Origin of the sequence: Enterobacter cloacae complex sp. P2B, from assembly GCF_014895985.1 — a bacterium.
Lineage (GTDB): Bacteria > Pseudomonadota > Gammaproteobacteria > Enterobacterales > Enterobacteriaceae > Enterobacter > Enterobacter bugandensis.
The window spans coordinates 66,124-81,405 of record NZ_JADBQQ010000001.1 but is presented as its reverse complement, the minus strand read 5'-3'; the positions used below and the strand labels follow the sequence as shown (position 1 = coordinate 81,405).

15 protein-coding genes and 1 pseudogene are annotated in these 15,282 nt (G+C 57.1%); 13 read left to right on the top strand and 3 right to left on the bottom strand.

What is annotated here, in order from left to right; genetic code table 11:
* The gene (locus IM313_RS00390; protein ID WP_028015154.1) at positions 1-1,071 is read left to right on the top strand and encodes a sn-glycerol-3-phosphate import ATP-binding protein UgpC; all 1,071 of its coding nucleotides are present in this window, start codon (positions 1-3) and stop codon (positions 1,069-1,071) included.
* The gene (ugpQ, locus tag IM313_RS00385) at positions 1,068-1,808 is read left to right on the top strand and encodes a glycerophosphodiester phosphodiesterase (protein ID WP_069733686.1); all 741 of its coding nucleotides are present in this window, start codon (positions 1,068-1,070) and stop codon (positions 1,806-1,808) included. Before IM313_RS00390 ends, ugpQ begins: the two co-directional genes overlap by 4 nt.
* Here the strand turns inward: ugpQ and IM313_RS00380 are convergent.
* On the bottom strand, positions 1,798-2,169 hold the full coding sequence (locus IM313_RS00380) for a DUF2756 family protein (protein ID WP_045260950.1): 372 nt from the start codon (positions 2,167-2,169) through the stop codon (positions 1,798-1,800). The genes ugpQ and IM313_RS00380 overlap by 11 nt on opposite strands.
* 123 nt (positions 2,170-2,292) lie before the next feature.
* Between IM313_RS00380 and ggt the strand changes: the two genes are divergently transcribed.
* Positions 2,293-4,038, top strand: coding sequence for a gamma-glutamyltransferase (gene ggt, locus IM313_RS00375; protein ID WP_192972045.1), 1,746 nt, complete (start codon positions 2,293-2,295; stop codon positions 4,036-4,038).
* A 48-nt stretch (positions 4,039-4,086) separates the two neighbouring features.
* Here ggt and yhhY read toward each other — a convergent pair whose 3' ends face one another.
* Positions 4,087-4,575 (bottom strand): N-acetyltransferase, encoded by a 489-nt coding sequence (gene yhhY / locus IM313_RS00370; RefSeq protein WP_028015158.1) that lies wholly within the window; start codon positions 4,573-4,575, stop codon positions 4,087-4,089.
* Positions 4,576-4,830: 255 nt separating this feature from the next.
* Between yhhY and IM313_RS00365 the strand changes: the two genes are divergently transcribed.
* The 5 genes from IM313_RS00365 (at position 4,831) to gntU (ending at position 9,772) form a co-directional block, all read left to right on the top strand.
* Positions 4,831-5,868, top strand: coding sequence for an oxidoreductase (locus IM313_RS00365; RefSeq protein ID WP_048998291.1), 1,038 nt, complete (start codon positions 4,831-4,833; stop codon positions 5,866-5,868).
* Positions 5,869-5,991: 123 nt separating this feature from the next.
* Positions 5,992-6,687 carry a pirin family protein gene (locus IM313_RS00360; RefSeq protein WP_003861565.1) on the top strand — a complete coding sequence of 232 codons (696 nt, stop codon included), beginning with the start codon at positions 5,992-5,994 and terminating at the stop codon, positions 6,685-6,687.
* A gap of 91 nt (positions 6,688-6,778) precedes the next feature.
* A complete protein-coding gene (gene gntR, locus IM313_RS00355) occupies positions 6,779-7,774 on the top strand; it encodes a gluconate operon transcriptional repressor GntR (protein ID WP_041911546.1) in 996 nt (331 codons plus the stop codon).
* A 126-nt stretch (positions 7,775-7,900) separates the two neighbouring features.
* Positions 7,901-8,428: a gluconokinase gene (gene gntK, locus IM313_RS00350; protein WP_045260947.1), complete on the top strand. Its 528-nt coding sequence runs from the start codon at positions 7,901-7,903 to the stop codon at positions 8,426-8,428.
* Positions 8,429-8,431: 3 nt separating this feature from the next.
* Positions 8,432-9,772, top strand: coding sequence for a gluconate transporter (gene gntU, locus IM313_RS00345; protein WP_014833577.1), 1,341 nt, complete (start codon positions 8,432-8,434; stop codon positions 9,770-9,772).
* A 101-nt stretch (positions 9,773-9,873) separates the two neighbouring features.
* Here the strand turns inward: gntU and plsB are convergent, their stop codons facing one another.
* Positions 9,874-12,294 (bottom strand): glycerol-3-phosphate 1-O-acyltransferase PlsB, encoded by a 2,421-nt coding sequence (gene plsB / locus IM313_RS00340; protein ID WP_192972044.1) that lies wholly within the window; start codon positions 12,292-12,294, stop codon positions 9,874-9,876.
* Between the two features lie 154 nt (positions 12,295-12,448).
* Here plsB and IM313_RS00335 point away from each other — a divergent pair, with 154 nt between their 5' ends.
* From IM313_RS00335 to IM313_RS00320, 5 genes and pseudogenes are all read left to right on the top strand, one after another.
* The gene (locus IM313_RS00335) at positions 12,449-12,817 is read left to right on the top strand and encodes a diacylglycerol kinase (RefSeq protein WP_014830281.1); all 369 of its coding nucleotides are present in this window, start codon (positions 12,449-12,451) and stop codon (positions 12,815-12,817) included.
* A 108-nt stretch (positions 12,818-12,925) separates the two neighbouring features.
* Positions 12,926-13,534, top strand: a complete 609-nt coding sequence (gene lexA / locus IM313_RS00330) for a transcriptional repressor LexA (protein ID WP_028015162.1) — start codon at positions 12,926-12,928, stop codon at positions 13,532-13,534.
* A gap of 63 nt (positions 13,535-13,597) precedes the next feature.
* Positions 13,598-14,935, top strand: a complete 1,338-nt coding sequence (gene dinF, locus IM313_RS00325; RefSeq protein WP_048998287.1) for an MATE family efflux transporter DinF — start codon at positions 13,598-13,600, stop codon at positions 14,933-14,935.
* Positions 14,932-15,006, top strand: a pseudogene (locus tag IM313_RS22720) (hypothetical protein); the annotation flags it as partial. The gene dinF and the pseudogene IM313_RS22720, both read left to right, overlap by 4 nt.
* Before the next feature lie 49 nt (positions 15,007-15,055).
* A complete protein-coding gene (locus IM313_RS00320) occupies positions 15,056-15,265 on the top strand; it encodes a CsbD family protein (protein WP_014882139.1) in 210 nt (69 codons plus the stop codon).
* The last annotated feature ends 17 nt before the right edge of the window (positions 15,266-15,282 follow it).

Here is a 15,282-nt window from a genome sequence, read left to right as displayed (position 1 = left end):
ATGGCAGGTTTAAAACTTCAGGCAGTTACCAAAAGCTGGGACGGTAAAACCCAGGTCATTCAGCCGCTGACGCTCGACGTGGCGGACGGCGAATTTATCGTGATGGTCGGCCCGTCCGGCTGCGGGAAGTCCACGCTGCTGCGCATGGTGGCGGGGCTGGAGCGCGTCACATCTGGGGACATCTGGATTGACCGCCAGCGCGTCACCGAGATGGAGCCGAAAGACAGGGGCATCGCGATGGTGTTCCAGAACTACGCCCTCTATCCGCACATGAGCGTGGAGGAGAACATGGCCTGGGGGCTGAAAATTCGCGGCATGGGCAAAGGCCATATCGAGGAGCGCGTGAAAGAAGCCGCCCGCATTCTGGAACTCGACGGCCTGCTGAAGCGCCGCCCGCGCGAGCTCTCCGGCGGCCAGCGCCAGCGCGTGGCAATGGGGCGCGCCATCGTGCGTGACCCGGCGGTATTCCTGTTCGACGAGCCGCTGTCTAACCTCGACGCCAAGCTGCGCGTGCAGATGCGCCTTGAGCTGCAGCAGCTGCACCGTCGTCTGAAAACAACGTCTCTGTACGTGACCCACGATCAGGTCGAAGCCATGACTCTCGCCCAGCGCGTAATGGTGATGAACAAAGGCGTTGCCGAGCAGATTGGCACCCCGGTGGAAGTGTACGAAAAACCGGCCACCCGCTTTGTGGCGAGCTTTATCGGCAGCCCGGCGATGAACCTGCTGGAAGGGCGCATCAGCAGCGCGGGCACCCACTTTGAACTGGAAAGCGGGATGGCGCTGCCGATCAACTGGTACTATCGTGGCTACGCCGGGCGTAAGATGACGCTCGGTATCCGCCCCGAGCATATTGGTTTAACCTCACAGGCGGACGGCGGCGTGCCGCTGGTGATGGACACGCTGGAGATGTTGGGTGCAGATAACCTGGCGCATGGGCGCTGGGGCGAGCAAAAAATGGTGGTGCGCCTGGCGCATCAGGAGCGCCCGAAAGCGGGCAGCACGCTGTGGCTCCACCTGCCGGAAAACCATCTGCACCTTTTTGACGGTGAAACAGGACAACGAGTATGAGCAACTGGCCTTATCCCCACGTCGTCGCCCACCGCGGCGGCGGTAAGCTGGCCCCGGAAAACACCCTGGCGGCGATCGATGTCGGCGCGCGCTACGGCCACACGATGATCGAGTTCGACGCCAAGCTGTCGAAGGACGGCGAAATTTTCCTGCTGCATGACGACAATCTTGAACGCACCAGCAACGGCTGGGGCGTGGCGGGTGAACTGCCGTGGCGCGATCTGCTGAAGGTGGACGCCGGAAGCTGGTACAGCGGCGAGTTCAAAGGCGAACCTCTGCCTCTGCTGGCGGAAGTGGCCGATCGCTGTCGCCAGCACGGCATGATGGCGAACATCGAAATCAAACCGACCACCGGCACCGGGCCGCTGACGGGCAAAGTGATTGCCCTTGCCGCGCGCGAGCTGTGGGAAGGCATGACCGCGCCGCTGCTGTCGTCGTTTGACATCGACGCGCTGGAGGCCGCACAGGCAGCTGTACCTGAGCTGCCGCGCGGGCTGCTGCTGGACGAGTGGCGTGAAGACTGGCGTGAACTGACGGGCCGCTTAGGCTGCGTCTCTATCCATCTGAACCACAAGCTGCTGGATGAGGCGCGGGTGAAAATGCTGAAAGACGCGGGTCTGCATATTCTGGTCTACACCGTTAACAAACCCCAGCGCGCAGCCGAGCTGCTGCGCTGGGGCGTGGACAGTATCTGTACCGATGCGATTGACCAGATCGGCCCGAAATTTATTTATTGAGCATACTGCCGTTCTGCTGGGTCGGCAGCATATGCTGCTGACCGCTGCTTTGCGACATCCCGCCCCCTAACATCCCGCCGTTTTTATTTGGCAGCGGCTGCTCGCGCACCTGTCCCTGCTGCACGCGCTGGGTGTTGGCGTTCATCTGGTTTTGCAGGCTCTGCTGCTGCATCTGGGTCTGCGTTCTCAGCTGCTGATTGAGCATCCCTTTCTGCTGCTGTTGCTGGCTCATCATCTCGGTCTGCATACGCTGCTGGCTCGGGATAACGTAACCCTGCTGGTTCGGGTTATTCATGGTGTTGAGTGGCTGTGCGAGCGCGGCAAACGGGATTAGCGCCGCAATAATCATCAAGCGTTTCATTGTCATTTCCTCCTCTTGAGGCCTCTCTTAAGTTTACCCTGATTTCACCATGACGATGATTTTTTAGGAGTTGTGAACCAGGCTTAAGCGGGGAATATGGATCCCTTCACCTGGAGAACAATAATGATGAAACCAACCTTCTTGCGCTGGGTCGCCATCGCCGCGCTGATGGCAGGCGGCACATTTACCGTGGCGGCCAACCCGCCCGCCGCTCCTCCCGTCTCTTACGGCGTGGAGGAGGATGTTTTTCACCCCGTGCGGGCCACGCACGGCATGGTGGCCTCGGTTGACGCGCTGGCGACCCAAGTGGGCGTTGATATTCTTAAGCAGGGCGGTAACGCGGTGGATGCGGCGGTCGCGGTCGGGTACGCGCTGGCGGTAACGCATCCGCAGGCAGGGAATCTGGGCGGCGGCGGCTTTATGATGCTGCGCACCAAAGACGGCAAAACTACGGCCATCGACTTCCGCGAAATGGCGCCTTCTCAGGCGTCCCGCGATATGTTCCTCGACGACCAGGGGAACCCGGACAGTAAAAAATCCCTGACCTCGCACCTCGCCTCCGGCACGCCGGGCACCGTTGCGGGCTTCTCGCTGGCGCTGGAAAAATACGGCACGATGCCGCTGAACAAGGTGGTGCAGCCTGCCATCAGGCTGGCGCGGGAGGGCTTTGTGGTCAATGACGCCCTGGCGGACGACCTCAAGACCTACGGCAGTGAAGTCATTCCCAATCACGAAAGCAGCAAGGCGATCTTCTGGAAGGACGGTGAGCCGCTGAAGAAGGGCGATAAGCTGGTACAGAAGAATCTCGCCAAAAGCCTGGAGCTGATTGCGGAGCACGGCCCGGACGCGTTCTACAAAGGGGCGATTGCCGACCAGATTGCCGAAGAGATGCAGAAGAACGGCGGGCTTATCACCAAAGCGGATCTGGCGGAATACAGGGCGGTGGAGCGCGAGCCGATTAGCGGCACCTATCGCGGCTACGAGGTGTTCTCCATGCCGCCGCCGTCCTCCGGGGGCATTCACATCGTGCAGATCCTCAATATTCTTGAAAACTTTGATATGCACAAGTTCGGCTTCGGCAGCGCGGATGCCATGCAGGTGATGGCGGAGGCGGAAAAACGCGCCTATGCCGACCGCTCGGAATACCTCGGCGATCCGGACTTCGTGAAGGTGCCGTGGCAGGCGCTGACCAACAAGGCGTATGCAAAATCCATTGCCGATCAGATCGACATCAACAAGGCTAAGCCGTCGAGCGAGATCCGCCCCGGCAAGCTGGCGCCGTATGAAAGCAACCAGACCACCCACTTCTCGGTGGTGGATAAAGACGGCAATGCGGTGGCGGTGACCTACACGCTCAACACTACCTTTGGTACCGGGATCGTAGCGGGCAACAGCGGCATTCTGCTGAACAACGAGATGGATGACTTCTCCGCCAAGCCGGGCGTGCCGAACGTCTACGGACTGGTCGGCGGCGATGCGAATGCGGTGGGGCCGAAGAAGCGTCCGCTGTCGTCCATGTCGCCAACCATCGTGGTGAAAGACGGGAAAACCTGGCTGGTGACCGGCAGCCCTGGCGGGAGCCGCATCATAACTACCGTGCTACAGATGGTGGTGAACAGCATCGACTTTGGCATGAACGTCGCCGAGGCGACCAATGCGCCGCGTTTCCATCATCAGTGGCTGCCGGACGAGCTGCGCGTGGAGAAGGGCTTTAGCCCGGACACCATCAAGCTGCTGGAGCAGCGCGGACAGAAGGTTGCGGTGAAAGAGGCGATGGGCAGCACCCAGAGCATTATGGTGGGGCCAGACGGCGCGCTGTTTGGCGCGTCGGATTCGCGTTCGGTGGATGATTTGACGGCGGGGTACTGATTATTCCCCTCACTCTAACCCTCTCCCCATAGGGGAGAGGGGAGTGTGTCACTTCATTCTCGCCATGAAGTACGCGTCCACATATTCGCCGTTGCGCAGGGCGTAGCGCTTGCCGGTGCCTTCAATTTCGAACCCGTGCTTTTTGTACACCGCGATTGCCGGTTCGTTATCAACAAATACCGTTAACTCAATGCGATCGACGCGCAGCCAGTTGTCGCACATATCAATCATGGTTCGCATCAGCGCGCTGGCAACGCCCCGATTTTGCCATTGCGCACCCACACAAATACCGAAATCGGCAACGTGGCTGCGACGCGGGCGTTGTGCGACGGCAATGCACAGGTGCCCGGCGACGGTCCCGTCGATACAAGCCACCAGCTGTTTAATGCCGGGCTGATCGGTTAGCCGGTCATGCCACATCTGCTCTGAGGGATGAGGAACCTGTAGCGTGTTGTGGTACACCTCCGGCTGGGCGTGGATCTGACGAATGGCATCGTAATCTCTCGGTTCCGCGTGGCGTATCACTATCTCACTCATTCCTTGTTCCTCAGTCGGTTAAAAGTCCCCTCCAACATCAATGACTTTAAAATTTGAGTCAACCGCTATTTTTTGCAAAAAGTATTGGACAAGTGCGAATGAGAATGATTATTATTGCTTTGCATTCAGGAGGACCCCTACGGGAACCTGAAAGCACGACATTGCTCACATTGCTTCCAGTATTACTTTAGCCAGCTTCTCGCTGGCTTTTTTTTGTTATGGTTAAACTCAGTAACCTTCTAAAAGGACTGAGCCATGACACTACATTGCGCATTTATTGGATTTGGCAAAAGCACCACGCGTTACCACCTTCCGTATGTCCTCCACCGTAAAGACACCTGGCATGTGGCCCATATCTACCGCCGCCGCGCGAAGCCGGAAGAGCAGTCTGCGCAGTACTCCCACATTCACTTCACCAGCGATCTCGATGAAGTATTGAATGACCCGCAGGTAAAGCTGGTGGTTGTCTGCACCCACGCCGACAGCCATTTTGACTATGCGAAACGCGCGCTCGAAGCGGGCAAGAACGTGCTGGTGGAAAAGCCGTTCACCCCGACCATTGCCGAAGCGAAAGCGCTGTTTACGCTGGCGAAAAGCAAAGGGCTGACCGTCACACCGTATCAGAACCGTCGCTTTGACAGCTGTTTCCTGGCGGCGAAAAAGGCGATTGAGAGCGGCAAGCTTGGCGACATTGTGGAAATCGAAAGCCACTTCGATTACTACCGCCCGGTGGCGGAAACCCAGCCCGGCCTGCCGCAGGACGGCTCGTTCTATGGTCTGGGCGTACACACCATGGACCAGATCATCTCCCTGTTTGGCCGCCCGGACCACGTGGCTTACGACATCCGCAGCCTGCGCAATAAAGCCAACCCGGACGATACCTTCGAGGCGCAGCTGTTCTACGGCGACCTTAAGGCTATCGTTAAAACCAGTCACCTGGTGAAAATCGACTACCCAAAATTTATCGTTCATGGCACCAAAGGCTCGTTCATTAAGTACGGCATTGACCAGCAGGAGACCAGCCTGAAGGCCAACATCATGCCGGGCGAACCGGGCTTTGCGGCGGACGATTCCGTAGGCGTGCTGGAGTACGTGAACGATGAGGGCGTAACGGTCAAAGAAGAGCTGAAACCGGAAACCGGCGACTATGGCCGCGTCTACGATGCGCTATATGAAACCCTAATCAACGGCGCGCCGAATTACGTCAAGGAATCTGACGTTCTGACCAACCTGGAAATCCTTGAACGGGCCTTCGAACAGGCTTCTCCTGCCACGGTAACCCTCGCGAAATAAGCAAAAACGGCTCCTCTGGGCTTGTTCATAATTTTTGAACAGAGGAGTCAATTTTCACCCTCTATGATCCCTGACCGTTTGAGTCCACACTTACTCCATCGAAACGAACTGAGGGTGAAAACAATGATCTACTTACGCAAAGCAAACGAACGCGGTCACGCAAATCATGGCTGGCTGGACTCATGGCATTCATTCTCGTTTGCCGACTACTACGACCCGAACTTCATGGGCTTCTCCGCGCTGCGCGTGATTAACGACGACGTGATTGATGCAGGCCAGGGCTTCGGTACCCACCCGCACAAAGACATGGAAATCCTGACCTATGTGCTGGAAGGGGCGGTTGAGCACCAGGACAGCATGGGCAACAAAGAGCAGGTGCCGGCGGGCGAGTTCCAGATTATGAGCGCGGGTACCGGGGTGCGTCACTCTGAGTACAACCCGAGCAAAACGGAAAAACTGCACCTGTATCAAATCTGGATCATTCCAGAAGAGACCGGCATCACGCCACGCTACGAGCAGCGCCGCTTCGACGCGAAACAGGGCAAACAGCTGGTGCTCTCCCCGGACGCGCGTGAAGGTTCCCTGAAAGTGCATCAGGATATGGAGCTGTACCGCTGGGCGCTGGCGAAAGACGAACAGTCCGTGCACCAGATTGCCGCCAACCGCCGCGTCTGGATCCAGGTGGTGAAAGGGGAAGTGTCTATCAACGGCACCAAAGCCACCACCGCCGATGGTCTGGCCGTCTGGGATGAGCAGGCGCTCTCCGTACACGCCGACAGCGAAAGCGAAATCCTGCTGTTTGACCTGCCTCCGGTCTAAATAATTTCTCAACCTTCCCTTTAAACGGGGAAGGTTGAGCTTTGTCCGTGATAAACTGAGCAAATCTCTCACTTCAAGATTTCTCAGGACGATGAAAAAGAAACGCCCCGTACTTCAGGATGTCGCCGATCGCGTCGGTGTGACCAAAATGACGGTCAGCCGTTTTTTACGTAACCCGGAACAGGTTTCCGTGGCGTTGCGTGGCAAGATTGCCGCCGCCCTTGATGAACTGGGTTATATTCCCAACCGCGCCCCCGATATTCTCTCCAATGCGACCAGCCGTGCGGTGGGCGTTCTGCTTCCTTCCCTGACCAACCAGGTTTTCGCTGAAGTTCTGCGCGGCATTGAAAGCGTTACCGATGCTTTTGGTTACCAGACCATGCTCGCTCACTATGGGTACAAGCCGGAACTGGAAGAGGAACGTCTTGAATCAATGCTTTCCTGGAATATTGACGGCCTGATTTTAACCGAACGTACCCACACGCCGCGCACGCTCAAAATGATTGAAGTCGCCGGTATTCCGGTGGTGGAGCTCATGGACAGCCAGTCGCCATGCCTCGACATCGCCGTTGGGTTCGATAACTTTGAAGCGGCTCGTCAGATGACAGCGGCGATCATCGCCCGCGGTCATCGTCATATTGCCTATCTGGGTGCGCGTCTTGATGAACGTACTATCATCAAACAGAAGGGATACGAGCAGGCGATGCTCGACGCAAATTTAACCCCGTACAGCGTAATGGTGGAGCAATCTTCATCTTATACGTCGGGTATTGAGCTGATGCGTCAGGCGCGACGCGAGTATCCGCAACTGGACGGTATTTTCTGTACCAACGATGACCTTGCGGTCGGTGCAGCGTTCGAATGCCAGCGTCTGGGGTTGAAGATCCCTGAGGATATGGCGATTGCCGGCTTCCACGGCCACGATATTGGTCAGGTGATGGAGCCGCGTCTGGCGAGCGTTCTGACACCGCGTGAACGCATGGGCCGCATTGGCGCAGAACGCCTGCTGGCGCGCATTCGTGGAGAGACGGTTACCCCTAAAATGTTAGATTTAGGTTTCACCTTGTCACCGGGTGGATCTATTTGAACTGACAAATTTGAAGTAGCTCACACTTATTCACTTCGCGCACGTTTGGATATTGCTTCTCTTTTGCCCCAGCAGGACAATGTTACCGATAACTGTTACCCGTAACAATTGACTGAGGGACACCCTTTGAGCACGACTAATCACGATCACCACGTTTACGTCCTGATGGGCGTGTCCGGTAGCGGTAAATCTGCCGTGGCGAGCGAAGTGGCGCATCAACTTCAGGCTGCGTTTCTTGATGGTGACTTCCTCCATCCGCGCAGCAACATTATGAAAATGGCCTCCGGCGAACCGCTGAACGATGACGACCGCAAACCGTGGTTGCAGGCGCTGAATGACGCCGCGTTCGCGATGCAGCGCACCAACAAAGTTTCCCTGATCGTCTGCTCCGCGCTGAAAAAAACCTACCGCGACCTGCTGCGCGACGGCAATCCGAACCTATCGTTCATCTACCTGAAAGGCGATTTCGGGGTGATTGAAAGCCGTCTGAAAGCGCGTAAAGGCCACTTCTTTAAAACCCAGATGCTGGTGACGCAGTTCGAAGCGCTTCAGGAGCCGGGTGAAGATGAAAAAGACGTCTTAGTGGTTGATATCGATCAGCCGCTGGAAGGTGTTGTAGCCAGCACCATCGAGGTCATTAACAAAAGGCAGTAAGTTTTGAGTACATTAACGCTAGTTTTGACAGCAGTGGGTTCGGTATTGCTGCTGCTGTTTTTAGTGATGAAGGCGCGTATGCACGCCTTCGTTGCTTTGATGGTGGTTTCTATTGGTGCAGGTCTCTTTTCCGGTATGCCGCTCGACAAGATCGCCGCGACGATGGAAAAAGGGATGGGAGGCACGCTGGGCTTCCTGGCGATTGTGGTCGCGCTGGGCGCGATGTTTGGCAAGATTCTGCATGAGACGGGCGCGGTCGACCAGATTGCCGTCAAAATGCTCAAATCCTTCGGGCACAGCCGCGCGCACTACGCGATTGGCCTGGCCGGTCTGATTTGCGCACTGCCGCTGTTCTTCGAAGTGGCGGTGGTGCTGCTCATCAGCGTCGCCTTCTCCATGGCGCGCCATACCGGCACTAACCTCGTGAAGCTGGTCATTCCGCTGTTTGCGGGCGTGGCGGCGGCTGCGGCGTTTCTGCTGCCAGGGCCGGCGCCGATGCTGCTGGCCTCCCAGATGCACGCCGATTTTGGCTGGATGATCCTGATTGGCCTGTGTGCGGCCATCCCGGGGATGATTATCGCCGGTCCGCTGTGGGGCAATTTCATCAGCCGTTACGTTGAGCTGCACATCCCGGACGACATCACCGAGCCGCACCTGGGCGAAGGCAAAATGCCGTCATTCGGCTTTAGCCTTTCTTTGATCCTGCTCCCGCTGGTGCTGGTGGGCCTGAAAACTATTGCCGCGCGCTTTGTGCCGGTCGGTTCTACCGCGTACGAATGGTTTGAGTTCATTGGTCACCCGTTCACGGCGATTCTGGTGGCGTGTCTGGTGGCGATTTACGGCCTGGCGATGCGCCAGGGAATGCCAAAAGACCGCGTGATGGAGATCTGTGGTGCGGCGCTGCAGCCTGCGGGTATTATCCTGCTGGTGATCGGTGCCGGCGGCGTGTTCAAACAGGTGCTGGTGGATTCCGGCGTGGGCCCGGCTCTGGGTGAAGCACTGACCGGAATGGGCCTGCCGATTGCGGTAACCTGCTTCGTGCTGGCTGCGGCGGTGCGTATCATTCAGGGTTCCGCCACCGTGGCGTGCTTAACCGCCGTGGGTCTGGTGATGCCGGTGATTGAACAGCTGAACTACTCCGGTGCCCAGATGGCCGCGCTGTCTATCTGCATCGCGGGCGGTTCGATTGTCGTCTCGCACGTTAACGACGCCGGCTTCTGGCTGTTCGGTAAGTTTACCGGCGCGACCGAAGCGCAAACGCTGAAAACCTGGACGCTGATGGAAACCATCCTCGGCACCACCGGGGCCATTGTCGGGATGATTGCCTTTACGCTGCTCAGCTAAATGCAATGATTTAACAAGGCAAAAAAGGCCCGGTAGCGTTAGCGCTTACCGGGCCTTTTTGTTATGCAGAACGTCAGGCCGGGCCATAACCCGGCATTGTGTTACTCGCCCTGCGTCGCGCTCTCAATCGTCAAGCGCACATCCGACGTAATCAGTTCAGCCAGCATCTGGTAAACCTTCAGCGTCTCTTCCGGCTCGGCATCGCCCGTATCGCTGATGAAGCCTTCGTCACGCAGCGTCAGCACCAGCGAGCTGAATACCGCCTTGTCGAAGAATTCCGGGGCGTTAATGCCGTGCAGAACGGACAGGCGCTGCGCCAGCGTCCGGCTCTCTTTCTCCAGCGTGCCGCGGTTGATCGACGGGGTCGCGCTCAGCAGCCAGAACGTAATGGCGTAGCGCTGCAGCGTTTCGCGCGCACCGGCCGCCAGCAGTTGCAGGGTACGGGAGCGTGACGGATTGATGTGCAGCTCGTCGTTCGCAACGGTGATCAGCCCCTGACGGCGCAGCTCTTCCGTCAGTTTATCCAGCTCAACGGCCAGCTCTTCCTTGCTCCAGCGCAGGAATAGCTCCGCTTTAAGCATCGGGTAGAGCGTCTCAACGTGGCGCAACAGCTCCTGACGTGAAATACGGCGATGCTGGGTGATAATGGCCGCCATGAGCGACGGCAGCATCAGCATATGAGCGATGTTGTTGCGGTAGTACGTCATCAGTACAGCCTGCTCGCGCGGCAGAATGATGATATCGCCGATCGTATCTTTTTCGACTTCGAACTTGTTCATCTGCAGTGCGTGATCGATAAGCTCGCTGGCGGTAGCAGAAGGAGCTGTCGAATCAACCGAGTATGGCACGTTGCGCATCATGTCCAGATAGCAGTCAAGCTGCTCCGTGAGCTGTTCACGGGTCAGGGAACGCTGACGTGAAGCCAGCAGCGCCGTACAGCACAGGTTCATCGCATTGGCCGCACCGGCGTTGTTAATGCGCACCATCAACTCGGACGCGATACCGTTCACCGTTGGCGTCAGCCAGGCCGGACGCACCGCTTCGATAGGGTCGATAGACTCGCGCCAATCCGGAACATGATGGTTCAGATACGTCATCAGCGGCATCGGCTCGCCAAAGTTTACGTAGCCCTGACCCAGGTTGCGTAACTTGCTCAGGCCGCGCAGCATCTGCGGCAGGCTCTCTTTCTCTTTGGTCGCGCCGCGCAGTTCTTTGGCGTACGTGCCCACTTCCATCACGTGCTCATAGCCAATGTAAATTGGCACAAGCGTGATTGGACGCGTACCGCCGCGCAGCATCGCCTGAATGGTCATCGACAGCGTGCCGGTCTTCGGATCGAGCAGACGACCGGTACGGGAGCGCCCGCCCTCAACGAAGTACTCTACGGAGTAGCCGCGGCTGAATAGCTCGCCGAGATACTCGCGGAACACGGTGGAGTAGAGCTTGTTGCCCTTGAAGGTACGACGAATAAAGAACGCGCCCAGGCGGCGGAAAATCGGGCCTGCTGGCCAGAAGTTCAGGTTAATACCGGCGGCAATGTGCGGCGGTACCAGTCCCTGGTGATAGAGCACGTAGGAGAGAAGCAGGTAGTCCATGTGGCTGCGGTGGCAGGGGACATAGACAATCTCATGACCATCGTGCGCCAGCTGACGAACACGCTCAGCGTTATGCACGTTGATGCCCTGATACAGGCGGTTCCAGGTAAAGCCGAGAATACGATCGGACAGGCGAATCATCTCGTAGGAGAAGTTCGCTGCGATCTCTTCCATCAGCGCAATGGCGTTCTGCTGGGCTTTCTCATGGGAAATTTTCTTGCTGCGCGCTTCGTCTTCAACGGCGCGGGCGATCGCTTTGGAGGCCAGCAGCTTGTTGAACAGGTCCTGACGCGCCGGAAGACGTGGCCCTACGGCCGCCAGGCGCTGACGGGCGAAGTGCATACGCGCCACGCGCGCCAGTTTTTGCGCGATGATCTTGTCAGTGCCGTGCTCGTCCGCCATTCGGCGAAGGGAGACGGAAGGGGAGAAGCGCACAAAGCTGTCGCGTCCCAGCCAGGAGACCGCGAAGAACTTCTGAATGCCGTTAAGCATGCGCAGCGGCGGGTTCTCTTCGCCTTTTTCGCGGCCCGGACGGCGACCAAACATCACCGATACCGGCACCATCTGCACATCCAGGTCAGGATTGCTGCGGTGCAGGTCGAGATAGTCGTGGAACAGCTTGATGGACTCTTCTTTCGGTGTGTAATAGGTAAACACGCGCGGCCCGCCGTGAATGAACACGTAGCGCGGCAGCAAAGTGCCGTCAACTTCCAGTGGTTCAAGCGGATCGGGTAAATCATGCGCCAGACACTGGGCACGGAGCGTTAGCAGGTCTGCCTTAGAGTTATAAGGCAAAACGTACATAATAGGGCGCGACGTATCGAGCCCCAGTTCCAGCGCGGGTTCTGCTGGGATAGACTTGCTTTTTACCAGTATGCTTAATGGTAAATTAAGTAATTTGTAGTAAATTCGTGGCCAGCCGGACATAAACGATGTAAAGCCTCTGGTTAATAATGCAATTGCGGCGCAAGGATAACAGAAAGCGCGCAAAATTTCTGTTGTTACCCGTCATACTTCAGGCGGTAGCGAAACGCGCTGCAGCTCCTGTTACTGACGCTCTTTTTTAAAAAAGGTTCTTTTAATGGCCAATAATACCACTGGGTTGACGCGTATCATCAAAGCCGCCGGCTATTCATGGAAAGGTTTCCGTGCCGCGTGGGTCAATGAAGCTGCTTTTCGCCAGGAAGGTGTCGCCGCTATCGTCGCGGTTATCATCGCCTGTTTCCTTGATGTAGATGCCATTACCCGCGTGCTTCTCATCGGTTCCGTACTTCTGGTGATGATAGTGGAAATTCTCAATAGCGCTATTGAGGCCGTGGTCGACCGGATCGGCTCTGATTTTCACGAGCTCTCTGGCCGCGCGAAAGATATGGGCTCCGCCGCTGTCCTGCTGGCGATTATCACCGCAGCCATTACCTGGGTCACGCTGCTTTGGTCACATTTCCGATGATGCTCGAGGAATAATTAAGTCCCTGGTTTTTTGTGCAGTTTTTGGTTCCAAAATCGCCTTTGACTGTATATACTCACAGCATAACTGTATATACACCCAGGGGGCGGAATGAAAGCATTAACGACCAGGCAGCAAGAGGTGTTTGATCTCATTCGGGATCATATCGGCCAGACGGGTATGCCACCCACGCGTGCGGAAATCGCGCAGCGTCTGGGTTTCCGTTCTCCGAATGCTGCCGAGGAACACCTGAAAGCGCTGGCGCGTAAGGGTGTGATTGAGATTGTGTCAGGCGCGTCGCGTGGTATCCGCCTGCTGGTGGAAGAAGAGACGGGCATTCCGCTGATAGGCCGCGTTGCTGCAGGTGAACCGCTGCTGGCACAACAGCATATTGAAGGTCACTACCAGGTTGATCCTGGTATGTTCAAGCCGAGCGCTGATTTTCTGCTGCGCGTTAGCGGGATGTCGATGAAAGACATCGGCATTCTTGATGGCGACCTTCTGGCCGTTCACAAAACGCAGGATGTGCGAAACGGCCAGGTGGTGGTTGCGCGCATTGATGACGAAGTGACCGTTAAGCGCCTGAAAAAACAGGGTAACACCGTTCAGCTGTTGCCCGAAAACAACGAGTTCACCCCGATTGTGGTCGACCTCCGCGAACAGAGCTTCTCTATTGAAGGTCTGGCTGTTGGCGTGATTCGTAACGGCGAATGGCTGTAATCTCTTCCTGACAGGCTACGCTTCCGCTGTAGCCTGCTTCATTTACCCTTCCCGGTATCTCTCATGTCACTGCTGACGGCATCTGATAAGGCATTGTGGCGTCTTGCCCTGCCGATGATTTTCTCCAATATCACCGTGCCCTTGCTGGGTCTGGTCGATACGGCCGTTATTGGTCATCTCGATTCCCCTGTTTATCTTGGCGGCGTGGCGATTGGCGCGACGGCAACCAGCTTTCTGTTTATGCTGCTGCTCTTTTTGCGTATGAGCACCACCGGGCTCACCGCACAGGCGTATGGTGCGAAAGATCCGTTACGTCTGGCGCGTGCGCTGGTGCAGCCGCTGATCCTGGCGCTTGGCGCGGGGGTACTCATTGTTTTACTGCGCACGCCCCTGATAGACCTTGCGCTCCATGTTGTTGGTGGCAGCGAGGCGGTACTGGAGCAGGCGCGTCGCTTCCTGGAAATCCGCTGGCTCAGCGCGCCCGCTTCGCTGGCAAACCTGGTTCTGCTGGGTTGGTTACTGGGTGTGCAATACGCCCGTGCGCCAGTGATTTTGCTGGTCGTGGGAAACCTTCTCAACATTGTGCTCGATCTCTGGCTGGTGATGGGCCTGCATATGGACGTGCGCGGGGCGGCACTGGCAACGGCGATTGCCGAATACGGAACCTTACTCATTGGGCTGTGGATGGTCTGGCGCGTGCTGGCCCTGCGCGGGATATCCCTCGTAATGCTGAAAACCGCATGGCGCGGCAATATCCGTAAACTGCTGGCGCTCAACCGTGACATCATGCTGCGCTCGCTTCTGCTACAACTCTGTTTTGGCGCATTGACGGTTTTTGGTGCCCGTCTTGGGCCTGAGATCGTCGCGGTGAATGCGGTCCTGATGACATTGCTGACGTTTACCGCCTACGCGCTGGACGGCTTCGCCTACGCCGTTGAGGCGCATTCCGGGCAGGCGTACGGCGCGCGGGAAAGTGGCCAGCTTAGGGATGTCTGGCGGGCAGCCTGTCGACAAGCGGGACTGGTGGCACTGGCGTTTGCACTCATTTATGCCTGTTTTGGCCGTGACATTATTGCATTACTCACTTCGATCCCGGCTTTACGTGAACTGGCGGACCACTACATCGTCTGGCAGGTGATCTTGCCGGTGGTGGGGGTGTGGTGTTATCTGCTGGACGGCATGTTTATCGGTGCGACGCGCGGAGCGGAAATGCGCAACAGTATGGCGGTTGCGGCGGCGGGGTTTGGTTTGACGCTGCTGACGCTTCCGTGGCTGGGTAATCACGGTTTGTGGCTGGCGCTTGCGGTCTTTCTCTCCCTGCGCGGCCTCTCGCTTGCCTTTATCTGGCATCACCACTGGCAAAATAATACCTGGCTTCCTTCCCGTCACGATATATCGTGACGGTTAAAGATTCCGAATATGAAATCAACTGCCGAATCCTCAACTACAATTATTATCACGTCCAGCAGAAAAGAACGTAACGGACGTTACGACCCGACGCTTAACTAAGAGGACACGATGATGAATAAAGACGAAATCGGCGGCAACTGGAAGCAGTTCAAAGGTAAAGCGAAAGAACAGTGGGGTAAGCTGACTGATGACGATATGACCGTCATTGAAGGCAAGCGCGATCAGCTTGTCGGTAAAATTCAGGAACGTTACGGCTACGCGAAAGATCAGGCGGAAAACGAAGTCAAAGACTGGGAAACGCGTAACGATTACCGCTGGTAACGCTGAATAACCCACAG

Coding starts and splice junctions, on each gene's coding strand:
- yhhY (WP_028015158.1), bottom strand. CDS start 4,575: ATGAGTGAGATAGTGATACGCCACGCGGAACCGAGAGATTACGATGCC.
- IM313_RS00335 (WP_014830281.1), top strand. CDS start 12,449: ATGGCCAATAATACCACTGGGTTGACGCGTATCATCAAAGCCGCCGGC.
- ugpQ (WP_069733686.1), top strand. CDS start 1,068: ATGAGCAACTGGCCTTATCCCCACGTCGTCGCCCACCGCGGCGGCGGT.
- IM313_RS00320 (WP_014882139.1), top strand. CDS start 15,056: ATGAATAAAGACGAAATCGGCGGCAACTGGAAGCAGTTCAAAGGTAAA.
- dinF (WP_048998287.1), top strand. CDS start 13,598: ATGTCACTGCTGACGGCATCTGATAAGGCATTGTGGCGTCTTGCCCTG.
- IM313_RS00390 (WP_028015154.1), top strand. CDS start 1: ATGGCAGGTTTAAAACTTCAGGCAGTTACCAAAAGCTGGGACGGTAAA.
- IM313_RS00360 (WP_003861565.1), top strand. CDS start 5,992: ATGATCTACTTACGCAAAGCAAACGAACGCGGTCACGCAAATCATGGC.
- plsB (WP_192972044.1), bottom strand. CDS start 12,294: ATGTCCGGCTGGCCACGAATTTACTACAAATTACTTAATTTACCATTA.
- IM313_RS00365 (WP_048998291.1), top strand. CDS start 4,831: ATGACACTACATTGCGCATTTATTGGATTTGGCAAAAGCACCACGCGT.
- gntR (WP_041911546.1), top strand. CDS start 6,779: ATGAAAAAGAAACGCCCCGTACTTCAGGATGTCGCCGATCGCGTCGGT.
- lexA (WP_028015162.1), top strand. CDS start 12,926: ATGAAAGCATTAACGACCAGGCAGCAAGAGGTGTTTGATCTCATTCGG.
- IM313_RS00380 (WP_045260950.1), bottom strand. CDS start 2,169: ATGAAACGCTTGATGATTATTGCGGCGCTAATCCCGTTTGCCGCGCTC.
- ggt (WP_192972045.1), top strand. CDS start 2,293: ATGATGAAACCAACCTTCTTGCGCTGGGTCGCCATCGCCGCGCTGATG.